General features: G+C 71.7%; 23 protein-coding genes and 1 pseudogene. 17 read left to right on the plus strand and 7 right to left on the minus strand.

What is annotated here, in order from left to right; all coding sequences use genetic code 11:
* Nucleotides 1–4: 4 nt before the first annotated feature.
* The 3 genes from ispG (at nt 5) to AC3ANS_RS07470 (ending at nt 3,604) form a co-directional block, all read left to right on the plus strand.
* Nucleotides 5–1,156 (plus strand): flavodoxin-dependent (E)-4-hydroxy-3-methylbut-2-enyl-diphosphate synthase, encoded by a 1,152-nt coding sequence (ispG, locus tag AC3ANS_RS07460; protein WP_488295526.1) that lies wholly within the window; start codon nt 5–7, stop codon nt 1,154–1,156.
* A gap of 64 nt (nt 1,157–1,220) precedes the next feature.
* Entirely contained in the window at nt 1,221–2,483 is a 1,263-nt protein-coding gene (locus AC3ANS_RS07465) for an alkaline phosphatase family protein (protein WP_488295527.1), read from the plus strand.
* Nucleotides 2,480–3,604, plus strand: coding sequence for an alkaline phosphatase family protein (locus tag AC3ANS_RS07470; protein ID WP_488295528.1), 1,125 nt, complete (start codon nt 2,480–2,482; stop codon nt 3,602–3,604). The genes AC3ANS_RS07465 and AC3ANS_RS07470 overlap by 4 nt, the downstream gene beginning before the upstream one ends.
* A 4-nt stretch (nt 3,605–3,608) precedes the next feature.
* Here the strand turns inward: AC3ANS_RS07470 and AC3ANS_RS07475 are convergent, their stop codons facing one another.
* A complete protein-coding gene (locus AC3ANS_RS07475; RefSeq protein ID WP_488295529.1) occupies nt 3,609–4,214 on the minus strand; it encodes a hypothetical protein in 606 nt (201 codons plus the stop codon).
* Between the two features lie 128 nt (nt 4,215–4,342).
* On the opposite strand from AC3ANS_RS07475, the gene AC3ANS_RS07480 reads away from it, so the two are divergent.
* From AC3ANS_RS07480 to AC3ANS_RS07495, 4 genes are all read left to right on the plus strand, one after another.
* Nucleotides 4,343–4,648: a hypothetical protein gene (locus AC3ANS_RS07480; protein WP_488295530.1), complete on the plus strand. Its 306-nt coding sequence runs from the start codon at nt 4,343–4,345 to the stop codon at nt 4,646–4,648.
* A 36-nt stretch (nt 4,649–4,684) separates the two neighbouring features.
* Nucleotides 4,685–5,530 (plus strand): GNAT family N-acetyltransferase, encoded by an 846-nt coding sequence (locus tag AC3ANS_RS07485; protein WP_488295531.1) that lies wholly within the window; start codon nt 4,685–4,687, stop codon nt 5,528–5,530.
* A gap of 170 nt (nt 5,531–5,700) precedes the next feature.
* Nucleotides 5,701–7,470, plus strand: a complete 1,770-nt coding sequence (locus tag AC3ANS_RS07490; protein ID WP_488295532.1) for a proline--tRNA ligase — start codon at nt 5,701–5,703, stop codon at nt 7,468–7,470.
* On the plus strand, nt 7,467–8,171 hold the full coding sequence (locus AC3ANS_RS07495) for an HAD family hydrolase (RefSeq protein WP_488295533.1): 705 nt from the start codon (nt 7,467–7,469) through the stop codon (nt 8,169–8,171). Before AC3ANS_RS07490 ends, AC3ANS_RS07495 begins: the two co-directional genes overlap by 4 nt.
* 174 nt (nt 8,172–8,345) lie before the next feature.
* Here the strand turns inward: AC3ANS_RS07495 and AC3ANS_RS07500 are convergent, their stop codons facing one another.
* Nucleotides 8,346–8,777, minus strand: coding sequence for a ferritin-like domain-containing protein (locus tag AC3ANS_RS07500; RefSeq protein ID WP_488295534.1), 432 nt, complete (start codon nt 8,775–8,777; stop codon nt 8,346–8,348).
* Complete coding sequence (locus AC3ANS_RS07505; protein ID WP_488295535.1) at nt 8,774–9,211, minus strand: hypothetical protein; 438 nt, start codon at nt 9,209–9,211, stop codon at nt 8,774–8,776. Before AC3ANS_RS07505 ends, AC3ANS_RS07500 begins: the two co-directional genes overlap by 4 nt.
* 73 nt (nt 9,212–9,284) lie before the next feature.
* Here AC3ANS_RS07505 and rimP point away from each other — a divergent pair, with 73 nt between their 5' ends.
* From rimP to AC3ANS_RS07555, 10 genes and pseudogenes are all read left to right on the plus strand, one after another.
* Nucleotides 9,285–9,833, plus strand: coding sequence for a ribosome maturation factor RimP (rimP, locus tag AC3ANS_RS07510; RefSeq protein WP_488295536.1), 549 nt, complete (start codon nt 9,285–9,287; stop codon nt 9,831–9,833).
* Nucleotides 9,833–10,813 (plus strand): transcription termination factor NusA, encoded by a 981-nt coding sequence (nusA, locus tag AC3ANS_RS07515; protein WP_488295537.1) that lies wholly within the window; start codon nt 9,833–9,835, stop codon nt 10,811–10,813. Before rimP ends, nusA begins: the two co-directional genes overlap by 1 nt.
* Nucleotides 10,813–11,577, plus strand: a complete 765-nt coding sequence (locus AC3ANS_RS07520) for an acyl-CoA thioester hydrolase/BAAT C-terminal domain-containing protein (RefSeq protein WP_488296451.1) — start codon at nt 10,813–10,815, stop codon at nt 11,575–11,577. Before nusA ends, AC3ANS_RS07520 begins: the two co-directional genes overlap by 1 nt.
* A 117-nt stretch (nt 11,578–11,694) precedes the next feature.
* Nucleotides 11,695–11,958: a YlxR family protein gene (locus tag AC3ANS_RS07525; protein WP_488296452.1), complete on the plus strand. Its 264-nt coding sequence runs from the start codon at nt 11,695–11,697 to the stop codon at nt 11,956–11,958.
* A gap of 134 nt (nt 11,959–12,092) precedes the next feature.
* Nucleotides 12,093–12,197 (plus strand): annotated as a pseudogene (locus tag AC3ANS_RS07530) (translation initiation factor IF-2 N-terminal domain-containing protein); the annotation flags it as partial.
* A gap of 24 nt (nt 12,198–12,221) precedes the next feature.
* On the plus strand, nt 12,222–14,969 hold the full coding sequence (gene infB, locus AC3ANS_RS07535) for a translation initiation factor IF-2 (protein WP_488296453.1): 2,748 nt from the start codon (nt 12,222–12,224) through the stop codon (nt 14,967–14,969).
* 117 nt (nt 14,970–15,086) lie between these two features.
* Nucleotides 15,087–15,587, plus strand: a complete 501-nt coding sequence (gene rbfA, locus AC3ANS_RS07540) for a 30S ribosome-binding factor RbfA (RefSeq protein ID WP_488295538.1) — start codon at nt 15,087–15,089, stop codon at nt 15,585–15,587.
* Nucleotides 15,584–16,450, plus strand: a complete 867-nt coding sequence (gene truB / locus AC3ANS_RS07545) for a tRNA pseudouridine(55) synthase TruB (protein ID WP_488295539.1) — start codon at nt 15,584–15,586, stop codon at nt 16,448–16,450. Before rbfA ends, truB begins: the two co-directional genes overlap by 4 nt.
* A gap of 20 nt (nt 16,451–16,470) precedes the next feature.
* Nucleotides 16,471–17,403, plus strand: coding sequence for a bifunctional riboflavin kinase/FAD synthetase (locus tag AC3ANS_RS07550; RefSeq protein WP_488295540.1), 933 nt, complete (start codon nt 16,471–16,473; stop codon nt 17,401–17,403).
* Nucleotides 17,400–18,377 (plus strand): hypothetical protein, encoded by a 978-nt coding sequence (locus AC3ANS_RS07555; RefSeq protein ID WP_488295541.1) that lies wholly within the window; start codon nt 17,400–17,402, stop codon nt 18,375–18,377. Before AC3ANS_RS07550 ends, AC3ANS_RS07555 begins: the two co-directional genes overlap by 4 nt.
* Nucleotides 18,378–18,482: 105 nt before the next feature.
* On the opposite strand, the gene AC3ANS_RS07560 is transcribed toward AC3ANS_RS07555, so the two are convergent.
* The 4 genes from AC3ANS_RS07560 to AC3ANS_RS07575 are packed head-to-tail and all read right to left on the minus strand — an operon-like array spanning nt 18,483 to nt 22,585.
* Nucleotides 18,483–18,740, minus strand: a complete 258-nt coding sequence (locus AC3ANS_RS07560; RefSeq protein ID WP_488295542.1) for an HPr family phosphocarrier protein — start codon at nt 18,738–18,740, stop codon at nt 18,483–18,485.
* Nucleotides 18,741–18,769: 29 nt separating this feature from the next.
* Nucleotides 18,770–20,860, minus strand: a complete 2,091-nt coding sequence (locus AC3ANS_RS07565) for a PTS fructose transporter subunit IIABC (protein ID WP_488295543.1) — start codon at nt 20,858–20,860, stop codon at nt 18,770–18,772.
* A 4-nt stretch (nt 20,861–20,864) separates the two neighbouring features.
* Nucleotides 20,865–21,821, minus strand: a complete 957-nt coding sequence (locus AC3ANS_RS07570) for a 1-phosphofructokinase family hexose kinase (protein ID WP_488295544.1) — start codon at nt 21,819–21,821, stop codon at nt 20,865–20,867.
* Nucleotides 21,818–22,585 (minus strand): DeoR/GlpR family DNA-binding transcription regulator, encoded by a 768-nt coding sequence (locus AC3ANS_RS07575; RefSeq protein WP_488295545.1) that lies wholly within the window; start codon nt 22,583–22,585, stop codon nt 21,818–21,820. The genes AC3ANS_RS07570 and AC3ANS_RS07575 overlap by 4 nt, the downstream gene beginning before the upstream one ends.
* Nucleotides 22,586–22,645: the final 60 nt, after the last annotated feature.

Consider the following 22,645-nt stretch of genomic DNA (forward strand, 5'->3'; position numbering starts at 1 on the left):
CACCATGACTGCCATCAGCCTCGGCATGCCCGAAGCGCCCCCGCCGGTGCTGTCCCCGCGCCGCAAGACCCGCCAGATCCAGGTCGGCAAGGTCGGCGTCGGCAGCGACCACCCGGTCTCGGTGCAGTCGATGACCACGACGCTCACCTCGGACGTCAACGCCACGCTGCAGCAGATCGCGGAGCTGACCGCGACCGGCTGCGACATCGTCCGGGTGGCGTGCCCCAGCCAGGACGACGCCGAGGCGTTGCCGGCGATCGCGCAGAAGTCGCAGATCCCGGTCATCGCCGACATCCACTTCCAGCCCAAGTACGTGTTCGCCGCGATCGACGCCGGCTGCGCCGCCGTACGCGTCAACCCCGGCAACATCCGCAAGTTCGACGACCAGGTCAAGGAGATCGCCCGCGCCGCCAAGGACCACGGCACCTCGATCCGCATCGGCGTCAACGCCGGCTCGCTCGACCCGCGGCTGCTGGAGAAGTACGGCAAGGCCACGCCGGAGGCGCTCGTCGAGTCCGCCGTGTGGGAGGCCAGCCTCTTCGAGGAGCACGACTTCCACGACTTCAAGATCTCGGTCAAGCACAACGACCCGGTCGTGATGGTGCGCGCCTACGAGATGCTCGCCGAGCGCGGTGACTGGCCGCTGCACCTCGGGGTCACCGAGGCGGGCCCGGCGTTCCAGGGCACGATCAAGTCCGCGACCGCGTTCGGTGCGCTGCTCTCGCAGGGCATCGGCGACACCATCCGCGTCTCGCTGTCCGCGCCTCCGGTCGAGGAGGTCAAGGTCGGCATCTCGATCCTGCAGTCGCTCAACCTGCGGCCCCGCAAGCTCGAGATCGTCTCCTGCCCCTCCTGCGGCCGCGCCCAGGTCGACGTCTACACGCTGGCCGAGCAGGTGACCGCCGGCCTGGAGGGCATGGAGGTGCCGCTGCGGGTCGCGGTCATGGGTTGCGTCGTCAACGGCCCCGGCGAGGCCCGCGAGGCCGACCTCGGGGTCGCCTCCGGCAACGGCAAGGGCCAGATCTTCGTCAAGGGCGAGGTCATCAAGACCGTGCCCGAGTCGCAGATCGTCGAGACCCTGATAGAGGAGGCCATGCGCATCGCGGAGGGCATGGAGTCCGTCGACGGCGCCTCCGCGCAGGTCAGCGTCTCCTGAACGTCAGGCGAACACCGCTGCCGGGGTGATGACGCGGGGGCCGGTCGCACCGCACACTTCGGCTGTGACCGTCTCCCGCAGGCAGCTGCTCGGTGCTGCGTCCCTCTCCGGCCTCGCCGCGGCCACCGGTGTCTCGCGCCTCCTGCCCGCCTCGGCGGCGACGCCGCTGCCGGTCCCGGCCGAGTCCGGCATCGAGCACATCGTGGTCGTGATGATGGAGAACCGCTCCTTCGACCACTACCTCGGCTGGCTGCCCGGCGCCGACGGCAAGCAGGCCGGGCTCAGCTACGTGGACCGCAAGGGCGTGCGGCACGCGACGCACCGGCTCACGGCGTACGACGGCTGCGGCTTCGAGGATCCCGACCACTCCTGGGAGGGAGGGCGGATCCAGCTCAACGGCGGGCGTCTCGACGGCTTCTTGAAGTCCGGCAACAACGACCTGCTCGCGATCGGCTACTACACCGACGAGGACCTGTCGTTCTACGGCCGGGCGGCCCGGGACTGGACGGTGTTCGACCGCTACTTCTCGGCGGTGATGGCCGAGACGTACCCGAACCGCTTCTACCAGCACGCCGCGCAGACCGACCGCCTGCACAACAACACCGACAAGTGCACGCTGACGACGATCTGGGACCGCCTGGCCGCCAAGGGGGTCAGCGGCACCTACTACTACAGCGACATCCCGTTCACGGCGCTCTGGTACGAGAAGCACCTCGGCATCTCCCAGCACTTCGCGAAGTTCCTGCTCGACGCCTCGCTCGGGACGCTCCCGGCCGTGTCCTTCGTCGACCCCCGGTTCCTCGACGAGGAGGGCGGCACCTCCAACGACGACCACCCGCTCGCCGACATCCGTGCCGGGCAGTCGTTCCTCAACCAGGTCTACGACGCGGTGCGCAACGGTCCGGGCTGGGAGAAGACCGTGCTGGTCATCAACTACGACGAGTGGGGCGGGTTCTACGACCACGTCCGGCCGCGCCGCGCCCCGGACGTCGCCAAGGCCACGGCGTTGCGTGGCTTCCGGGTGCCGGCGCTGATGATCTCGCCGCTGGCCCGGCGCGGGCACGTCTCCCACAACGTCTACGACCACACCTCGGTGCTCAAGATGATCGAGTGGCGCTGGGGTCTCCAGCCGCTGACCCCACGCGACCGCGCCGCGCGCAACATGGCCGAGGTGCTCGACTTCGCCGGCGGTCCGGACCTGACCGCGCCGACGTACGACGTCCCCGACGTCACGCCGGCGGGCTGCGCACCCAGCGAGTCGAAGTCCGCGGACTGGGCGGCCCTGAAGCACCTGGCCCGCGACCTGGGGTGGAGGATGCCCCGATGACCCGCAAGCACCTCCTGGCCCTGGTCGCTCTCGTCCTGCTCGGGCTCGCACTCCCGTCGGCTGCCGCCACCCTCCCGGAGGGCGCCGAGGTCCGGGCCCGCCCGGCGTACGTGCCGCCAATCCGCCACGTGTTCGTGATCAACATCGAGAACAAGGGCTACGACGAGACCTGGGGCACCGGCTCGGAGGCGCCGTACCTCGCCACGACGCTGCGCGGCAAGGGGGTGCTGCTCAACAGCTACTACGGCGCCGCGCACAACTCCCAGCCCAACTACGTCGCGCAGATCTCCGGCCAGGGACCCAACCCGGACATGCAGGCCGACTGCCAGACCTACTCGACGTTCCTCCGGGTGACCACGGTCGATCCCGGCCAGGCCGTCGGGTCCGGGTGCGTCTTCCCGGCTGACGTGCCGACGCTGCCGCGCCAGCTCACCGACAAGGGGCTGAGCTGGAAGGGCTACATGGACGACATGGAGCAGCCCTGCCAGCACCCGACGCGCGACCGGCCCGACCCGACCCAGCACGCGACCGCGGACCACAACTACGCGGCCCGGCACAACCCGTTCGTGTACTTCCGCTCGATCACCGACCACGCGGCGTACTGCAAGTCGCACGTGGTCGGGCTGCCCCGGCTCACCCGCGACCTCGAACACACCCGCACCACCCCGAACCTCGCCTACATCACGCCCGACCTGTGCAACGACGGCCACGACGCCCCGTGCGCCGACGGCCGCCCCGGTGGGCTGCGCAGCGTGGACGCGTGGATGAAGAAGTGGGTGCCGCGGATCCTGCGGTCGCCGGCGTTCCGCAAGGACGGCCTGCTCGTCATCACCGCCGACGAGTCCGACGGTCCGACGTCGGACGCCACCGCGTGCTGCGGCCCCACGACGTCGGCGAACAGCCCGCTCCCCGGCATCGTCGGGCCTGGCGGCGGGAAGATCGGAGCGCTACTCATCTCGCGGTACGTCGGGCCCGGCACCTGGAGCACCACGCCGTACAACCACTACTCGTTGCTCGGCTCGATCGAGGAGATCTTCGGGCTCGCGAAGCTCGGCTACGCCCGCGACCCGGGCGTGGACACCTTCGGGCTCGACGTCTACAACTCCGGCTGGGAGCGGTAGCGCCTCACTCCTCGTCGAGCTCGGCGTCGCCGATCAACCGGTAGGGGTGCCGCATCCGCTGGACGTGCTCGCTGGCGCGCTTGACCTCACGGGCCTGCCGCACGAAGTCGCGCACCTCCTGCCGGTCGCGGACATCGACATCGGTGCTGTCCGCCAGGGCGGGGGCGAGGTCCTCGATCGCGGCCGGCGTCTCGGCTCGGACCACCCGGAACGCGTGCTGGAGCGCGGGGGAGAGCCTGTTGCCCAGGCCGAGGTAGTGCCTCCGGTCCTGCTCGGCTCGGCGCAGGTCCGACCGCGGGTCGAAGGCGTGGAGGGAGTACTGGAAGTGCTCGAGCGCGCCCCATCCCGCGGCGAAGTCCTCGATCACCGGGCCGCAGTCAGCAGCCGTCGCGGTGTCGAGCTTCCCGTGAGCGCGGTGGTACGTCGCCGCCCACCGGCCGTTGAGCGCCGGGACGGGGCCGCCGGGGTTGCCGTTCTCGCTGTGCAGCTGCACCAGGTCGCCCCACTCCTGGCGGCACTGGGCGTCCGGATCGGGCGTCCCGCCGGCCACGGCGGGGGCACTGGTGGCGAGCAGCGGCAGCAGCAGCACGGTCGCGGCGAGTCGGCGCATGTCGCCAGCCTAGGCACGTCGATCGCTCGATCGTCCTAGGGTGTCGCCATGTCTCGGACCTGGGGCCGGGCTTCGGCTCGGGCGCTGGCGACGGCATCCCCGGAGCGTTCGTCGCGCTCTTCCTGCTCGTGCTCGTCCTCGGCGTCGCCGGCACGGTCTGGCGGGTGTCGGCGGCCAGGCGCATGGCCACCCGGTCGGGCATGGATCCGGGCGACGCCGCGATGATGACGATGATGAGCGACGACGGCTTCGAGGCGACGTACCTCGCCGCCAACCTGCGGCAGCCGCAGGCACCGGCCCCGTCGGCACCGATCACCCCGCCGTCGACCTCGACGGCCGAACGCCTCCGGGAGCTCGACCGGCTGCTCGCGGAGGGGCTGATCACCCAGGCCGAGCGCGACGATCGACGCCGCGCCGTGATCGACGGGATCTGACCGCTCGTGGCGGCGGCGAAGACGTAGGCTTCGCCCGTGCTCTCGACCCGCCACGGCGTCCGCCCGCTCGGACCGGCGGACCTCGACGCCTTCTTGGCGCTGGCGCGCCGACGGCCGGTGATCAACGCGTTCGTGGACTACCGCGCGACGACCACCAACCTCGAGCCGCGGTGGCTCGGCGGCGAGATGTGGGGCCGCTTCGAGGACGGCGACCTCGTCGCCGCGTGCCACGTGGGCGCCAACCTCGTCCCGGTCGAGGCAACCGTCGACGACGCGGCGGCCTTCGCCGAGCGCGCCCTGGCCCGCAGCCGCACCGTGTCCACGATCGTCGGGCCACAAGACGCCGTCCGCGGGTTCTGGAACGGCGTCGCCGCGAGCTGGGGTCGCCCGCGCGAGACCCGTTGGGAGCAGCCGCACCTGGAGATCGCGAGCTCGCCGGCGGTCGCCCCGGACCCGTCCGTGCGCCGGACCGTCCGCGCCGACCTCGACGAGCTCTACCCCGCGTGCGTGGCGATGTACACCGAGGAGGTCGGGGTCTCGCCCGAGTACGGCGGCGGAGCCGAGCTCTACCGGGCGCGGGTCATCCAGCTGGTCAGTCGCGGTTGGTCCTTCGCCCGGTTCGACCAGGGGCGGCTGGTGTTCAAGGCCGAGGTCGCCTGCGTGACGCCGTACGCCGCGCAGATCCAGGGCGTCTTCGTCCCGGCCGAGCGCCGCGGCGAGGGCATCGCGACCGCCGGCATGGCCGCGGTCGTCGACCTGGTGCGGCGCGAGATCGCGCCCACGGTCTCGCTCTACGTCAACGACTGGAACACCTCCGCCCGCGCCGTCTACGAGAAGGTCGGCTTCCGCGAGACAGCGCGCTTCGCCACCGTGATGTTCTGAGCTCCCCCGGCCTGAGCTTGCGAAGGCCGGGACCCAGCAGCCAGGTCGAGTAGCCCCGCGACCGACGAAGGAGGTCGCGACGGGTGTGTCGAGACCTCATCGGTGCAAGGGCCTGGTGACACCGGAAACCCGGGCGAGGACCGTGGCACGCAACAAGTAGCCTGCTCCCCATGATCATGCGGATGTCGAGCCTGTTCGTGCGGACCCTGCGAGAGGACCCGGCGGACGCCGAGGTGCCGTCGCACCGGCTGCTCGTCCGCGCCGGCTACATCCGCCGTGCCGCGCCCGGCATGTACACCTGGCTGCCGCTCGGCCTCAAGGTCCTGCGCAAGATCGAGGACATCATCCGCGAGGAGATGAACGCGATCGGGGCCCAGGAGATGCTGTTCCCCGCGCTGCTGCCTCGCGAGCCCTACGAGGCGACCAACCGGTGGACGGAGTACGGCGACAGCCTCTTCCGCGTGAAGGACCGCAAGGGCGCCGACTACCTCCTCGGCCCCACCCACGAGGAGATGTTCACGCTCGTCGTGAAGGACCTCTACTCCTCCTACAAGGACCTGCCGCTCTCGATCTACCAGATCCAGAACAAGTACCGCGACGAGGCGCGCCCCCGCGCCGGGGTGCTGCGCGGTCGCGAGTTCGTGATGAAGGACTCCTACTCCTTCGACGTCGACGACGCCGGCCTGGACGTGAGCTACCAGAAGCACCGCGACGCCTACATCCGGATCTTCGACCGGCTCGGGTTCGACTACGCGATCGTCGAGGCCATGTCCGGAGCGATGGGTGGCTCGAAGTCCGAGGAGTTCCTCGCCAAGGCCAGCGTCGGTGAGGACACCTACGTCCGCTGCACGCTGTGCGACTACGCCGCCAACGTCGAGGCCGTGCACTCGCCGCCGATCGCTGCGGTGCCCTACGACGATGCGCCGGCCGCACACGCGGAGCAGACGCCCGACACCCCGACGATCGAGACCCTCGTCGACCACCTCAACGAGCGGTTCCCTCGCTCGGATCGTCCCTGGTCGGCGGCCGACACGCTGAAGAACGTGGTGTTCTCGCTGCGCCACCCCGACGGCACCACCGAGGCTCTGGCCGTCGGGCTGCCCGGCGACCGCGAGGTCGACGCCAAGCGCCTGGAGGCGCACCTCGGTGAGGGCGTCGAGTTCGAGCCCTTCGGCGACGACGACTTCACGTCGCGGCCGACCCTCGTCAAGGGGTACATCGGCCCCGGGGCGCTGGGGGAGAAGAAGCCTGCCGGCGTGCGCTACCTCCTCGACCCGCGAGTCGTCGAGGGCACCCGCTGGGTCACCGGCGCCGACGTGGCCGGCAGCCACGTGATCGACCTCGTCGCCGGGCGGGACTTCTCCGCCGACGGCGTCATCGAGGTCGCCGAGGTGCGCGACGGAGACCCGTGCCCCCGCGGCGACGGCGGCGTCCTCGAGACCGCCCGCGGCATCGAGATGGGCCACATCTTCCAGCTCGGGCGCAAGTACGCCGAGGCGCTCGACCTCAAGGTCCTCGACGAGAACGGCAAGCTGGTCACGGTGACCATGGGCTCCTACGGCATCGGCCCCTCGCGGGCGGTGGCGGCCATCGCCGAGGGCACGCACGACGAGCTCGGGCTGGCCTGGCCGCGCGAGGTGGCGCCCGCCGACGTCCACATCGTCGCGACCGGCAAGGACGAGCACATCTTCGCCGCCGCCGAGCGGATCGCCCACGAGCTCGACGCCCAGGGCATCGAGGTCCTCTACGACGACCGCCCCAAGGTCAGCCCCGGCGTGAAGTTCAAGGACGCCGAGCTGATCGGCGTGCCCACGATCGTCGTGGTCGGCAAGGGCCTCGCGGACGGGACGATCGAGGTCAAGGACCGGCGTACCGGCGAACGCCAGGACGTGCCCGCCGAGCACCTCGTCGACCGCGTCGTGGGGGTCGTCCGGGCGTGAGCGGGCTCGACGCGGTCGTCTTCGACTGGGGCGGCACGCTCACCGCGTGGCACGACGTCGACTTCCACGCGGAGTCGCTGGCGCTCGCCCAGGCCGTGATCGGCGTCGACCACCCGGTCGACATCTCCCAGGCCCGCCTCCACGAGGCCAACCAGACGATCTGGGGTCGCTCCCGCGACCACCAGCAGAGCGCGACCGTCGCGGACCTCTTCTCCGAGGCCGGCCTCGACCACGACCCCGCGCTGCTCACCGCCTACTACGAGTTCTGGGAGCCGCACACGCTCACCGACCCCGAGGCGGGGCCGCTGTTCGAGCGGCTGCACGACCTCGGCCTGTTGGTGGGAGTCCTCTCCAACACGATCTGGCCGCGCGAGTGGCACGAGGGGTTCTTCCGGCGCGACGGCGTCGACCACCTCATCGACGGCGCCGTCTACACGAGCGAGATCGCGTGGACCAAGCCCTCCCCGCACGCGTTCCGGGCCGCCATGGACGCCGTGGGTGTCGCCGACCCGGCGCGCTGCGTGTACGTCGGTGACCGTCTGTTCGACGACGTCTGGGGTGCCCACAACTCCGGCATGCGGGCCATCCACATCCCGCTCAGCGCGATACCCCCGGAGCAGGTGGGTCACACGGAGGGCGAGCCCGACGCGGTCGCGCACCGGCTGGCCGAGGTCGGCGACCTGGTCGCGAAGTGGCTGTGACCGCGGCCACAACAGCGCTCTGACCTGCAGTTCTGCACGTTTGTGCAATGCGAAAACGTGAGGTTCGAGTCGTGTCGCGCCTGGGGCGGTCGTATTGCATGATTTTGCACGAGCGGTTCCCCCGCCAGTCCCCCCACATCCTTGCGGGGCCCGCTCACCGGCCATGTCCAGGCCTCAGCGGTCCGCGTACTCGTCTCTTCCGGGGAATATCTCGGGAGTTCCCCGGAAGACGAGTTCGCGGACCGCTGCTTCGTTCAGCGCCCCGATCGCGCTCCGCCGCTGCTCGCCCGCGGTGTTCGCCACCACGTAGTCGTAGGTCCGCGCGCAGGCGCGCTCGACATCGAGCGCCGCTCGGGCCACCTGGTCGGGGTTGCCCAGCGGCGGCAGCTCGTACGCCGGCTCCGCCGCGACCGGGTCCGCGTCGAGGTCGAGGATCGCGGCGGTGAGCCGGTCGCGCCGCGCGCGGTGGGCGTCGTAGGCCGTGGACACGGCCGCGGCCAGGTCGGGAGTGGCTGAGAGCGAGGTCCGGCCACCGAGCGCGCCGTAGACGTAGACCGCCGCGTGCTCGGCGGCGAGCGCGGTCTGCAGGGCCTCGGCCTCGCTCATGCGGTAGCGCCCCACCGCGCGAGCAGCTGCGCCTGTGCCGCGCTCATCGAGGCCAGCAGCGCCGCGAGCGCACCGCTCTGCGCCGCCACCGCTGCCTCGACCAGGTCGGACCGCAGGCGGCTCTCGAGCTGCCGGAGGTTGCCGGGAGCGAGGGTGGATGAGGTGCTCGGGGTCGGGGTGGAGCCGGGCCGGCTCAGCGCCTTCAGGTGCGCCTCGTGCAGGGTGACCAGGTCGGTGGCTCCGGTGGACGAGGCGAGCTCGCGCGCGCGGCCCAGCTGGGCGATCACGCCGGCGACCAGCTCGATGTCGGCGTCCGGCTCGGCGCTGCGGCCGGTCGTGGGACTGGCGTCGCGGTCGTCGCAGCTGGTGAGGACTGCCACACCCGCGGCGACGGCGAGCGCCGTACGACGGGCGAGACGGGGACCGGCGGGCACGGCGACGACCCTACCGACCCCGGCCAGCCGCTATCGTTGACGATCAACAACAGCACAAGGAGGTCGCCCACTCGTGAGCAGTGCCAACCAGGACGCCACCCGGGACCAGATCGAGGCAGAGCTCGACGACCCCCTGCGCGCTCTGGGCCTCGACATCGAGGCCGTCGAGATCACCCCGGCCGGCAAGCGCCGGATCCTGCGCGTCGCCGTCGACAAGGACGGCGGCGTGACCCTGGACGAGGTCGCCGAGGCGACCCGCGAGGTCAACCGCGTGCTCGACGGGTCCGAGGTGATGGGCGAGCAGCCCTACACGCTCGAGGTCACCTCACGCGGTGTCGACCGTCCGCTGACCCTGCCGCGCCACTGGCGCCGCAACGCGGGACGTCTGGTGAAGGTCACCTTCGCCGACGGACGCACCGCCACCGGCCGGGTGCTCGGGAGCGACGAGGAGCGCGTCACGCTCGACGTGAGCGGGAACCGGCAGGACGTCGCCTACGCCGAGGTGAAGAAGGCGCTGGTGCAGGTGGAGTTCAACCGTCCCAAGGACGGCGGCGGCGATCTCGAAGATCTCGGCGATCCCGGCAGTACAGAGGGCGCAGACGACGAGGCGGGGGAGGCCTGATGGACATCGACATGAGCATCCTGCGGATGCTGGAGCGGGAGAAGGAGATCTCCTTCGACGTGCTCGTCGAGGCGATCGAGCAGGCGCTGCTGACGGCGTACCACAAGTCGCCGGGCGCCCAGGAGCGCGCGCGGGTCGTGCTGGACCGCAAGTCCGGTCACGTCACCGTGCTCGCCTCCGAGGTCGACGAGGAGGGCAACGCGCTCGGGGAGTTCGACGACACCCCGGCCGACTTCGGCCGCATCGCCGCGACGACCGCCAAGCAGATCATGCTGCAGCGTCTGCGCGACGCGGAGGACGACGTCCGGTTCGGGGAGTTCTCCGGCAAGGAGGGCGACATCATCTCGGGCATCATCCAGCAGGGCCGCAACCCCGACGACGTGATGGTCGACCTCGGCAAGCTCGAGGCGCTGCTGCCGGTCGGCGAGCGGGTGCCCGGGGAGCGCTACAGCCACGGCACCCGCATCAAGTGCCTGGTCGTGTCGGTCCGCAAGGGCATGCGCGGGCCCCAGATCACGCTGTCGCGATCGCACCCGAACCTGGTGAAGAAGCTCTTCGCGCTCGAGGTGCCCGAGATCGCCGACGGCACCGTCGAGATCACGGCGATCGCCCGCGAGGCCGGTCACCGCACCAAGATCGCGGTCCGCTCCACCGTGCCCGGCGTCAACCCCAAGGGCGCCTGCATCGGGCCGATGGGCCAGCGGGTGCGCAACGTGATGTCGGAGCTGCACGGCGAGAAGATCGACATCGTCGACTGGTCCGAGGACCCCGCCGAGATGGTCGCTCACGCGCTCTCCCCGGCACGCGTCACCTCGGTCGAGATCGTCGACGCCGCGGCGAAGTCCGCGCGCGTCGTGGTGCCGGACTTCCAGCTCTCGCTGGCGATCGGCAAGGAGGGCCAGAACGCCCGCCTCGCCGCCCGCCTCACCGGCTGGCGCATCGACATCAGGAGCGACGAGCAGGCTCCCGACGCCGAGTGATGTTCCTGGTCGGTGCGGGCCCGACCGGCGTGCTGGTGCTCTCGGGCTCCAGCGGGCGGGTGGAGCAGGACCGCTGCCGGGTGCTGGCGGAGGCGGGCGCGACGGCAGCGTCGTACCGCTGGTTCGGCGACGAGATCGACCTGGTCGCGCTGGAGTCGTTCGACGAGGCGCTGACGACGCTGCACGAGCGCTGCGAGCGGCTGGTCGTCATGGGGACCTCCCGAGGCGCCGAGGCAGCGCTGCTCCTCGGGGCCAGGCACCCCGAGATCGACGCGGTGGTCTCGGTGTCGGGCAGCGGGCTCGTGTGGGCGGGCCTCAGCTCGGACCGACCTCAGCGCTCGGCATGGACGAGCGGCGGTGAGCCGCTCCCGTTCGTGCCCTACGACGACTCCTGGCGGCCCGAGCCCGGCGACGACCCGCTGGAGCTGGTCGGGATGTACGAGCAGAGCCTCGAGGTGTACGCCGACCGGGCGCCCGCCGCGCGCATCCCGGTCGACCGGATCGCCGGTGAGGTGGTGCTGACCGCCGGCGGCGACGACCGGCTGTGGCCGAGCCTCGATCTCGCCGAGGACGTCGTCCGGCGCCGCGAGGCCGCCGGCCTCGCCACCACCCTGGTCAGCCACCCCGAGGCCGGTCACCGGCTGCTGCTGCCGGGGGAGGAGCTGCCGCCGCCGCCCCGCCTCGTGCACGGCGGCTCGCCGGAGGCCGACGCCGAGCTGGGCCGACGGGTGTGGCCGCACCTGCGGCGCCTGATCCGGGGTTGATCGTCCCCGGTTCGAATCCCAGGCGTGGTAGCGGTAGGGTTGTCGCCAGTGGCGCGTGAACACATTCCTTCTGCATGCCCCGAGCCTTCGACCGTCAGCGGTCCGGTCCGGACCTGCGTGGGATGCCGCAAGCGGGCCGCGAAGAGTGAGTTGTTACGGGTGACCGTCGGCTCGGAGACGCACGGCCCCACGGTCGTCGCCCCCGATCCTCAGGGCACCGCACCCGGACGGGGAGCGCACCTGCACCCCACTGCCGAGTGTTACGACCTCGCGGTACGCCGGAAGGCGTTCGGCCGGGCCCTCCGGGTCTCGACCGGGATCTCCAGCGCACCGGTGGGCGACTACCTCGCGGCGACTCGCAGCACAGCACCACCGACCTGATCGACCGACAGAAACTGGAGCAGCAGCTCATGAGCACTCGATGAGTACTTTCCGATGAGTTTGCACAACCACTAACGGTCGCAATCACCCCCCAGCACAGAACTGGACCCGGGTCTGCGGCCAGAAGGAGAAGCGTGGCTAAGACCCGAGTTCACGAACTCGCCAAGGAGTTCGGAGTCGAGAGCAAGTTCGTTCTCGAGAAGTTCAAGGAGATGGGGGAGTTCGTCAAGTCCGCGAGCTCCACTGTCGAGCTGCCTGCGGAGATGCGTTTCCGCAAGGAGTACGGCGACAAGCTGAAGAACGAGGCGCCCGCGGCACCTGCCGCCGAGGCGCCCGCGGCGAAGCCGTCCCCGGCCAAGAAGGCCCCGGCCAAGAAGGCCGCCGCGGCCGAGCCCGAGGCACCCGCTGCCGAGGCTCCGGCTGCCGAGGCTCCGGCTGCCGCCGAGACCCCGGTCGAGGCCCCCGTCGAGGCCCCGGCCGTCCGCGCCGCCGCCCCGAAGCCCGGCCCCAAGCCGGCCCCGGTGGCCGAGGAGCCTGCCGCTCCGGCAGCGGAGCCCGAGGCCCCGCAGGCGCCGGAGGCACCAGAGGCCCCGGCCGCTTCGGCGACCCCGTCCGCTCCGGCCCCCAAGGCGCCGGCGCCCCGTCCCGTCGGACGCCCCGGCGGTACGCCGCGCCCGGGCAACAACCCGTTCGCCTCCAGCCAGGGCATGGGCCGTCGGCCCGCGCCCGCGCCGGGTGCCCCCGCCGCACCTGGTGCCGGCACGGGTGCCGGTGCCGGCGACAACCGCCCGCCGCGTCCGCCGGCTGCCCGTGAGGGTGGCGCTCCCGGACGCCCGGGCATGCCGCGCCCCAACCCGGCGATGATGCCCAAGTCTCCCTCCGCCTTCGGTGCGGGCCGTGGCCCCGGTGGTCCGGGTCGCCCCGGTGCTCCCGGCCGTGGCGGTGCTCCCGGACGCCCTGGTGGCGCCCCCGGGCGCGGTGGCGCCGGCGCCGGTGCTCCCGGACGCCCTGGTGGCGCTCCCGGTGGCTTCGGCCCCAGCGGCGGCGGCCGCCCCGGCGGCGGTCGCCCCGGTCAGCGCGGTCAGACCCAGGGTGCGTTCGGTCGTCCCGGCGGTCCGTCGCGGCGTGGGCGCAAGTCCAAGCGGGCGCGTCGCCAGGAGTTCGAGGCCATGGAGGCCCCGACGATCGGCGGCATCCGCGTCCGCAAGGGCAACGGCGAGACCGTCCGGCTGCCCCGCGGCGCGTCGCTGACCGACTTCGCCGAGCGCATCAACGTCGACGCGGCTCAGCTCGTGCAGATGCTGTTCAGCCTCGGTGAGATGGTCACCGCGACCGAGTCCGTCAACGACGCGACGCTCGAGCTGCTCGGTGAGGAGCTCAACTACGTCGTCGAGGTCGTCTCCCCCGAGGACGAGGACCGCGAGCTGCTGGAGTCGTTCGACCTGGAGTTCGCCGACGACGAGGGCGACGCGGAGCACTTCCAGATCCGCCCGCCGGTCGTCACCGTCATGGGTCACGTCGACCACGGAAAGACCAAGCTCCTGGACGCGCTCCGCCACGCCAACGTGGTGGCGGGCGAGGCCGGCGGCATCACCCAGCACATCGGCGCCTACCAGGTGCACACCGATGTCGACGGTGAGGACCGCCGCATCACGTTCATCGACACCCCGGGTCACGAGGCGTTCACCGCCATGCGTGCTCGTGGTTCGCAGTCCTCGGACATCGCGATCCTCGTGGTCGCCGCCGATGACGGCGTGATGCCGCAGACCGTCGAGGCGCTCAACCACGCCAAGGCGGCCGGCGTCCCGATCGTGGTCGCGGTCAACAAGATCGACAAGCCGGACTCCGACCCGACCAAGGTCCGTGGCCAGCTGACCGAGTACGGCCTGATCCCCGAGGAGTACGGCGGCGACACGATGTTCGTCGACGTGTCGGCCAAGTCCGAGCTCAACCTCGACAAGCTGCTGGAGGCGGTCATCCTGACCGCCGACGCCTCGCTGGACCTGCGTGCCAACCCCGACCGGGACGCACAGGGTCTGGTCATCGAGGCCCACCTCGACCGCGGTCGCGGCCCTGTGGCCACGATCCTGGTCCAGCGCGGCACGCTCCACGTCGGCGACTCGATCGTCGCCGGACCGGCCCACGGCCGCGTCCGCGCGATGCTCGACGAGTTCGGCAACGAACTGTCCGAGGCCACGCCGTCGCGTCCCGCGATGGTGCTGGGTCTGTCCGCCGTCCCCGGCGCCGGGCAGAACTTCATCGTGGTCGAGGACGACCGGATGGCGCGCCAGATCGCCGAGAAGCGTGAGGCCCGCGAGCGGGCGGCCATGCAGGCCAAGCGCCGCGTGCGTCGTACGCTCGAGGACTTCATGGCGTCCATGGAGAAGGGCGAGAGCCAGGAGCTCAACCTCATCCTCAAGGGCGACGTGTCCGGTTCGGTCGAGGCTCTCGAGGACGCGCTGGCCAAGATCGACGTCGGCGACGAGGTCAGCCTGCGGGTCATCGACCGCGGTGTCGGTGCGATCACCGAGACCAACGTCGACCTGGCGGCCGCGTCCGACGCGATCATCATCGGCTTCAACGTCCGCCCGCAGGGCAAGGCGACGGAGCTGGCCGACCGCGAGGGCGTCGAGATCCGGTACTACACGGTGATCTACCAGGCCATCGAGGAGATCGAGGCCGCGCTCAAGGGCATGCTCAAGCCGGTCTACGAGGAGTCGGTGCTCGGTCAGGCGGAGATCCGTGCGATCTTCCGCTCGTCCAAGATCGGCAACATCGCCGGCTGCATGGTCACCGGTGGCCTGATCCGCCGCAACGCCAAGGTCCGGGTCATCCGCGACGGCTCCGTCGTCGCCGACAACCTCGACCTCGCGTCGCTCAAGCGCGAGAAGGACGACGCGTCCGAGGTCCGCGAGGGCTTCGAGTGCGGTTTGGTCCTGCGCAACTTCCAGGACATCAAGGAAGGCGACATCGTCGAGGCGTTCGAGATGCGCGAGATCGCGCGCAGCTGATAACTGCCGAGTCGGCGCCAGTTTCCCGCTGCGGCGGAAACTGGCGCCGACTCGGTGCGTTCTGGAGAGAAACTGGCGCCGACTCGGCGTCGGAGGGCCGTTTGAGAGAGTAGGAACATGAGCAACGCACGCGTCCGCAAGATCGCCGACCGGATCCAGGTGATCGTGGCGGAGATGCTGGAGCGCCGGATCAAGGACCCGCGGCTCGGGTTCGTGACCGTCACCGACGTCCGGGTGACCGGCGACTCCCAGCAGGCGACGATCTTCTACACGGTCCTCGACGTCACCGGTGACGACGAGGCCGCGCTCGCCAGCACGGCCGCCGCGCTCGAGTCGGCCAAGGGCCTGCTGCGCTCCGAGGTCGCCAAGCAGCTCGGCATGCGCACCGCCCCGACGCTGACGTTCATCGCCGACGCGCTGCCCGAGAGCGCCCGCCACCTCGACGAGGTGCTGGCCCGTGCCAAGGCACTCGACGAGGAGGTCGCGGCCCGCCGCGGCACGGCGTACGCCGGCGGCGAGGACCCGTACAAGAAGCCCCGCGAGGCAGAGGACGAGGACGCCGCCGACGAGGTTGCCGACGAGATGTCCGGCGAAGACGAGGACGACGAGAACCCGTGACCGCCGATGCCGGCCTGGTCGTCGTCGACAAGCCCGGCGGCCTGACCTCGCACGACGTGGTCTCGCGGGTACGCCGGCTCGCCGGCACCCGCAAGGTCGGCCACGCCGGCACGCTCGACCCGATGGCAACCGGTGTGCTGGTGCTCGGGGTCAACCGGGCGACCCGGCTGCTCGGCCACCTGATGCTGACCGAGAAGGCGTACGACGCCACCATCCGGCTCGGGGTCGCCACGACGACCGACGACGCCGAGGGCGAGGTCATCGCCACCGCGGCGGCCGGCCACCTCGACGAGGCCGTGGTCCGGGCCGCCGCGGCCGAGTTCGTCGGCGACCTCCAGCAGGTGCCGACCGCGGTGTCGGCCATCAAGGTCGACGGCAAGCGGGCCTACCAGCGGGTCCGCGAGGGCGAGGACGTCGAGCTGAAGGCCCGCCCGGTGACCGTGCACGAGCTCGTGGTGCACGACGTCCGGCGCACCGACGAGACGATCGACCTCGACGTGTCGCTGCGCTGCACCAGCGGCACCTACGTGCGCGCGATCGCCCGTGACCTCGGCGCGCGTCTCGGCGTGGGTGGGCACCTCACCGCGCTGCGGCGCACCGCCGTCGGGCCCTACCGTCTCGACGACGCCCGCACGCTCGAGGAGCTCGCCGAGGGCTTCACGATGATGCCGGTCGCGCAGGCGGCTCGCGCCGCCTTCGAGAGCCTGGACCTCGACGACGCGCAGGCGGCCGACGTCCGGGTCGGCCGGGCCCTCGAGCTCGACCTCACGGGGCTCACCGCGGTCTTCGCGCCCGACGGCGAGTTCCTCGCGCTGTACGAGCCTCGGGGGCACGCCGCGAAGGCCGTCGCGGTGTTCGTCTAGGTCCTCGATAGGCTCTCGGGGTGCAGATCTGGCGCTCCCTGGAGGAGGTCCCCTCCGACCTCGGACCCACCGCTGTCGTCATCGGCAACTTCGACGGCGTCCACCTCGGCCACCGGCACGTCGTCAACCGGGCCCGCGAGACCGCGGCCGACCGGTCGCTGAGGGTCGTCGCCGTGACGTTCGACCCGCACCCGATGGCGGTGCTGCGCCCCGAGCACGCCCCGACGACGCTGACCTCGCTCGAGGTGCGGGCCGAGCTGCTCGCCGAGGCGGGCGCCGAGGCGCTGCTCGCGCTGCCCTTCGACCGCGACGTCGCCTCCTGGACGCCCGAGGAGTTCGTCCGGCGGGTGCTGGTCGACGTCCTCCACGCGTCCGCGGTCGTGGTCGGCGCCAACTTCCGCTTCGGGCACCAGGCCTCCGGCGACGTGGCCACCCTGCGCGAGACCGGCGAGCGCTACGGGTTCACCGCCGAGGGCATCCCGCTCGACGGCGGGCCGCAGGTGTGGTCCTCGACGTACGTCCGGATGAGCCTGGCCGCCGGCGACGTCGCCGGCGCGGCCGAGGCCCTGGGCCGTCCGTACGCCGTGCGCGGGGTCGTGGTCCGCGGCGACCAGCGCGGCCGCGAGCTCGGGTTCCCGACCGCCAACGTGCCGACCGGTGCGATGACGGCCGTCCCGCCCGACGGCGTGTACGCCGGGCGGCTGCGGCGGCTGGACACCGGGGAGACCTACCCGGCGGCGATCAGCGTCGGCACCAACCCCACGTTCGACGGCGTCCGCGACCGGCGGGTCGAGAGCTATGTGCTCGACCGCACCGATCTCGACCTCTACGGCGTCGAGGTCGAGGTGAGCTTCGTCGACCGGCTGCGGGGGATGGTCGCGTTCGAGTCGGTGGACGAGCTCATCGTGCAGATGACCGCCGACGTCGACCGCTCCCGGGAGCTGCTCGCGTGAGCTCGCCCGTCGTCGGCGACCCGATCGTCGCCGCGGACGCGTGGTTCCTCGACCACGGGCTCACCTACTTCGTGCCGGAGCGCCGGGCCGACGTCCGCAATGCGCTGCGGCTCAAGCGCACGATCCCGTTGCTGCTCCTCGTGGCGGTGCTCGCCGCCGCGGCCGGGGTCGGGTTGGCCTGGGCCTCGGGGGAGTTCAGCGCAGCGCCGGCCACCCTGGTCTCCCTGGGCCTCGCGGCCGCCGCGTGGTACGCCCTCACCGCGCTGCACGCGAGCCAGATCCTGCTGTGGGGCCTCAAGCGCACGTTCGGCAGCCTGCGCGGCCTGCTCCCGCTGACCACGCGGGCGCTGCCCCTGCTGCTGCTGGCGATCACGTTCCTGTTCATCAACACCGAGATGTGGCAGGTCGGCGGCAACCTGAGCGTCGGCTCGCTGTGGCTGGTCGTGCTGCTGTTCGCGCTGCTCGCGGTCGCGTTCCTGCTCGTGCGGCTGCCCGAGGAGGTCGACCGGGCCGACGACGCCGTCGACGACGCCCTGCTGCTGCGCGCGTGCGCGGGCACTCCGCTGGAGCGTCCCTGCCGCGAGCTCGTCGAGGACGCCGAGGCGGACCCGTCGGCACATGCCGAGGTCACCGGCTACGAGCGCTGGAACCTGATCCTGGTGCTGATGGTCGTCCAGGTCGTGCAGGTGCTGCTGCTCTCGGTCGCGGTGTTCGCGTTCCTGATGCTGTTCGGCACCCTGATCATGACCGACGCGGTGATCGAGGTCTGGCAGACGGGGCACGGCTTCAGCGAGTCGCGCGCGCTCGTGCAGGTCTCGGTGTTCCTGGCGGCGTTCTCCGGGCTCTACCTCACGGTCTCGACCGTGACGGACGAGACCTATCGCGAGCAGTTCTTCTCCGGAGTGACCCGCGAGCTGGAGCGGGCGGTCGGCATGCGCGCGGTGTACCTGGCGCTGCGGGCGCGCGGCGAGTAGGGCCCGGCGTTCCTCACGACTTGATGGTCTCGACACGCCGGTCGCGACTTCCTTCGTCAGTCGCGCGGCTCGCTCGACCACCATTGCGTAGTCCGCTGACGCGTCCTACGCGTCGAGGTCCTTCTCGACCAGCGCTGCGATCGTCTCGAGCGCCGACTCGTCGTCGCTGGAGACCTCGACCGTGTCGCCGGGGCCGGCGCCGAGAGTCATGATCATCAGCGAGGAGCTGGCATCGACGGGCTCGTCGCCGGGGATGCCGATCAGCACCTCCGCGTCGAGCGCCTCCGCGGCCTCCGAGATGAGCTGCGCGGGGCGGGCGTGCAGGCCGACGGAGGAGCCGACGGTGACGGTCTTGGTGGGCATCTGGTGATCTCCTTGGTTGAGGTGCAGGGTCAGACGGTGGCGAGGTCGACGTCGACGTCCTTGCCGCCGAGCGACTTGAGCGCGACGACGGCACCCGCGCCGACGAGCGTGCCGGCGACGAGTGCGATCAGGTAGCCGAAGATGTTGCTGACGGCGAACAGCACGAAGATGCCGCCGTGCGGTGCGCGCACCCCGACGTCCAGCGCCATCGAGACCCCGCCGGTGACCGCGCTGCCGCACATGATCGCGGGGATCACCCGCAGCGGATCGGCCGCGGCGAACGGGATCGCGCCCTCGGTGATGAAGCTGGCCCCCAACGCCCAGGCGGCCTTGCCGTTCTCACGCTCGGCCTGGTTGAACAGGCCCGGTCGGACGACGGTGGCCAGGGCGAGCGCGAGGGGCGGCACCATGCCGGCGAGCATCACCGCGGCCATGATCTTCAGCTCGGGTGCGCCGCTGGCCAGGGACGCACCGCCGACGCCGGCGGCCGCGAAGCTGTAGGCCACCTTGTTCAGCGGTCCGCCCATGTCGAAGGCCATCATCAGGCCGAGGATCACTCCGAGCAGGATCGCGCTGCTGCCGCTGAGCGAGTTCAGGCCGTCGCTGAGCCGGTCCATCAGCCAGCCGATCGGCTTGCCGAACACCACGAGCATCAGCAGGCCGGCCACGACCGAGGTGAACAGCGGGATGATCAGCACCGGCATCAGGCCGCGCATCCAGCTCGGCACCTGCCAGCCGCCGACCCAGTGGGCGATCACACCGGCGAGCACGCCGCCGATGATCGCGCCGAGGAAGCCGGTCGCCGGGATCGACACCGGGTCCGCGGCTGAGTTCTGAACGGCGAAGAGGTTGCCCGCGAGGCCGCCCATCACGAAGCCCGGCGCGATGCCGGGCCGGTCGGCGATCGCGTAGGCGATGTAGCCGGCAAGAGCCGGGAGGAACAGCGTGAACGCCGTCTTGCCGATCACGAAGAACAGCGCACCGATGTAGGCCGCGAGTCCCGAGCCGAACAGTGCGTGGTCGAGCCCGAGCGCGCCGGGGTTCGGGAGGTCGAAGATCGTGTTGTCGACCGCGATCTGCCCGTAGTTGTTGTCCTTGGCGATCTCGTAGCCGCCGAGCAGGAACGACAGGGCGATCAGCAGACCACCCGCGGCGACGAACGGGATCATGTAGGACACCCCGGTCATCAGCACGCGGCGGGTGCGGCCCGCCCAGCTCTCACCGGCGGTCGAGGGCGGCGTCGCCCCGCCTCCGCCCGAGGTGCCCTCGACGCGCGGGGCGTTGGGGTCGTCGGCGTACTGCAGCGCCTCCGCGATCATCGCGTCGGCCTGGTCGAAGGGCCGCTTGACGCCGGAGGAGACCAGCGGCTTGCCCGCGAACCGATGGCGGTCGCGGACGCCGACGTCGACCGCGAAGATCACGGCCTCGGCCGCGGTGATCGTGGCGGGGTCGAGCGGCTTGGCGCCGGCGGAGCCCTGCGTCTCGACCTGGAGGTCGACGCCGGCCCGGGCTGCGGCCGCCTCGAGCGCCTCCGCGGCCATGTAGGTGTGCGCGATGCCGGTCGGGCACGCGGTGACGGCGACCAGCCGGCGTACGGCGGGGGCGGCCTGCTCGGCGGCCGGGGGAGCGGCCGGCACCGGAGCGGCGGCCTTGGCGGTGGGCGCCGGGGCGGCGCCGACGATGTCACCCACGATCTCGGCGACCTCCGCGGGCGACTCCGCGGCGCGCAGCGCGTCGGTGAACGCCGGCTTGACCAGCGCGCGGGCGAGCTTGGTCAGCAGCTGGAGGTGGGTGTTGTCGCCGCCGGCAGGAGCGGAGATGAGGAACACCAGGTCGGCCGGGCCGTCCTTGGCACCGAAGTCGACCTTCGGTGCCAGACGCGCGAACGCCAGCACGGGCTCCTCGACGCCGGCGGTGCGGGAGTGAGGGATCGCGATGCCACCGGGGAGCCCGGTGCCCGACGTCGCCTCGCGGGCGTAGGCGTCCTCGACGAGCTGGTCGACGTCGACGGCGCGGCCGGCGTCGCCCACGATCTGGGCGAGGGAGCGGATCACGGCGTGCTTGTCCGCGCCGAGGTCCGCGTCCAGGCGGACTAGGTCGGCGGTGATGAGGTCTGACATCGGGTCACCCTTCGCGAAGGTCCAGGTCCCGCACCGAGACGAGATCGGGGCGGACCTGCTGGGGATGAGGCATGGTCGTGCCGGGAAGTCCTGCGGCGGCGCTGCCGTAGGCCACCGCGAGTGCGAGTCGATCCTCCGGAGGGTTGCCCCGGAGCTCCCCCAGTAGATACCCGAACAGGCTCGAGTCACCAGCACCCACGGTGCTGACCACGTTGGTCGGGGGAGGAGTGGCGTGCCAGGCGCCGTCGGCGTTGACCAGCACTGCGCCGAGTGCGCCGAGCGTGGCGAGCACGCTCTCGACGCCTGCCTCGACCAGGGTGCGCGCGGCCTTGGCGGCGGCGTACGGGTCCGCCTCGAGCAGCTCGGGGTCGTCGCCGGTGAACGAGGCGAGCTCCTCGCCGTTGGGCTTCATCAGGTGTGGCGCAGCGGCGGGCAGCCGCTCGACCAGGGCCCGCAGCGGCGCATCACTGGTGTCGACGGCCACCCGGGCGCCGCTCTCGCGCAGCAGCACGACCAGCTCGGCGTACCACTCCGGCGGGGTGCCGGGCGGCAGCGAGCCCGCCAGCACGACCCAGTCGGCGGCCGCCGCGCGCCGGCGCAGGGCCTCGGCGAGCTCGCCGCGCACCGCGTCGGTCAGCGTCGGGCCGGGGCTGTTGAGCTTGGTGGTCGTGCCGTCGGGCTCCGTGATCGTGATGTTCACCCGCAGCGCCCCGTCGTGGTGCACCGGGCGGCAGTCGATGCCGGCGGAGAGCAGCTCGAGCACGAAGGGGTCGTCCTTCGCGGCCGGCAGCACGGCGATCGCGGGTACGCCGGCGGCGATGCAGGCGCGGGCGATGTTGACGCCCTTGCCGCCGGCCTGGGAGATGACGGCGTCGGCCCGGATGACCTTGCCGCGCTTGAGCCGGCCGGCCAGCACCACGGTGCGGTCCACGCTGGGGTTGGCGGTCAGAGTCAGGATCATGCGGTCACGACCTCGAGTCCGGCGACCTCGAACGCGACGCGGTCACCTACGGGGAGGTGGTCGTCGGTGACGACCACGTCGATGTCAGCGAGCGCGGCGAAGCGCACCGACGCGTCGGTGCCGGCCTTGCTCGAGTCGGTCAGGCACACGACCCGGCGGGCCGCGCCGACCATGGCGCGCTTGACGGCGGCCTCGTCGGGGTCGGGCGTGGAGAGCCCGTGCTCGACCGAGATGCCGTTGGTGCCCACGAACGCGACGTCCACCTTGAGCCGGTTGATCGCGGTGACCGTGTCGGCACCCACGGCCGCCTGGGTCGTCGAGCGGACCCGGCCGGGCAGCAGGTAGAGGTCGATCTGGGGCAGGCCGGCGAGGCGGGCCGCGACGGGGACGGCGTGGGTGATCACCGTGAGCCGGTGGTCGCGCGGCAGCATGATCGCGAAGCGGCTCGTGGTCGTGCCCGCGTCGAGGAGCACCGTGCCTCCGGGTGGGGGCAGCTGGTCGAGCGCGGCCTTCGCGATCAGCTCCTTCTGGGAGGTGTTGGCCAGGTCGCGCTCGCCGAGACCGGACTCGATGACCGCGAGCGAGCTGGCCGGGACGGCGCCGCCGTGGACCCGGCGTACGAGCCCCATGCGCTCGAGGGTCGAGAGGTCGCGCCGCACGGTCTCGGTGGTGACGTCGAACTGCTCGGCGATCGCCGCGACCGACAGGCGGCCGTGCTCGGTGACGAGCTGGGCCATGGCCTGTTGGCGCTCTTCGGCGTACATTGCGATGACACTCCTCCCGATCTTTGTATCTGTGGTTTTACGCCCGAATGTGTTGACTGT

This window comes from Nocardia sp. 149-1B, assembly GCF_057747975.1.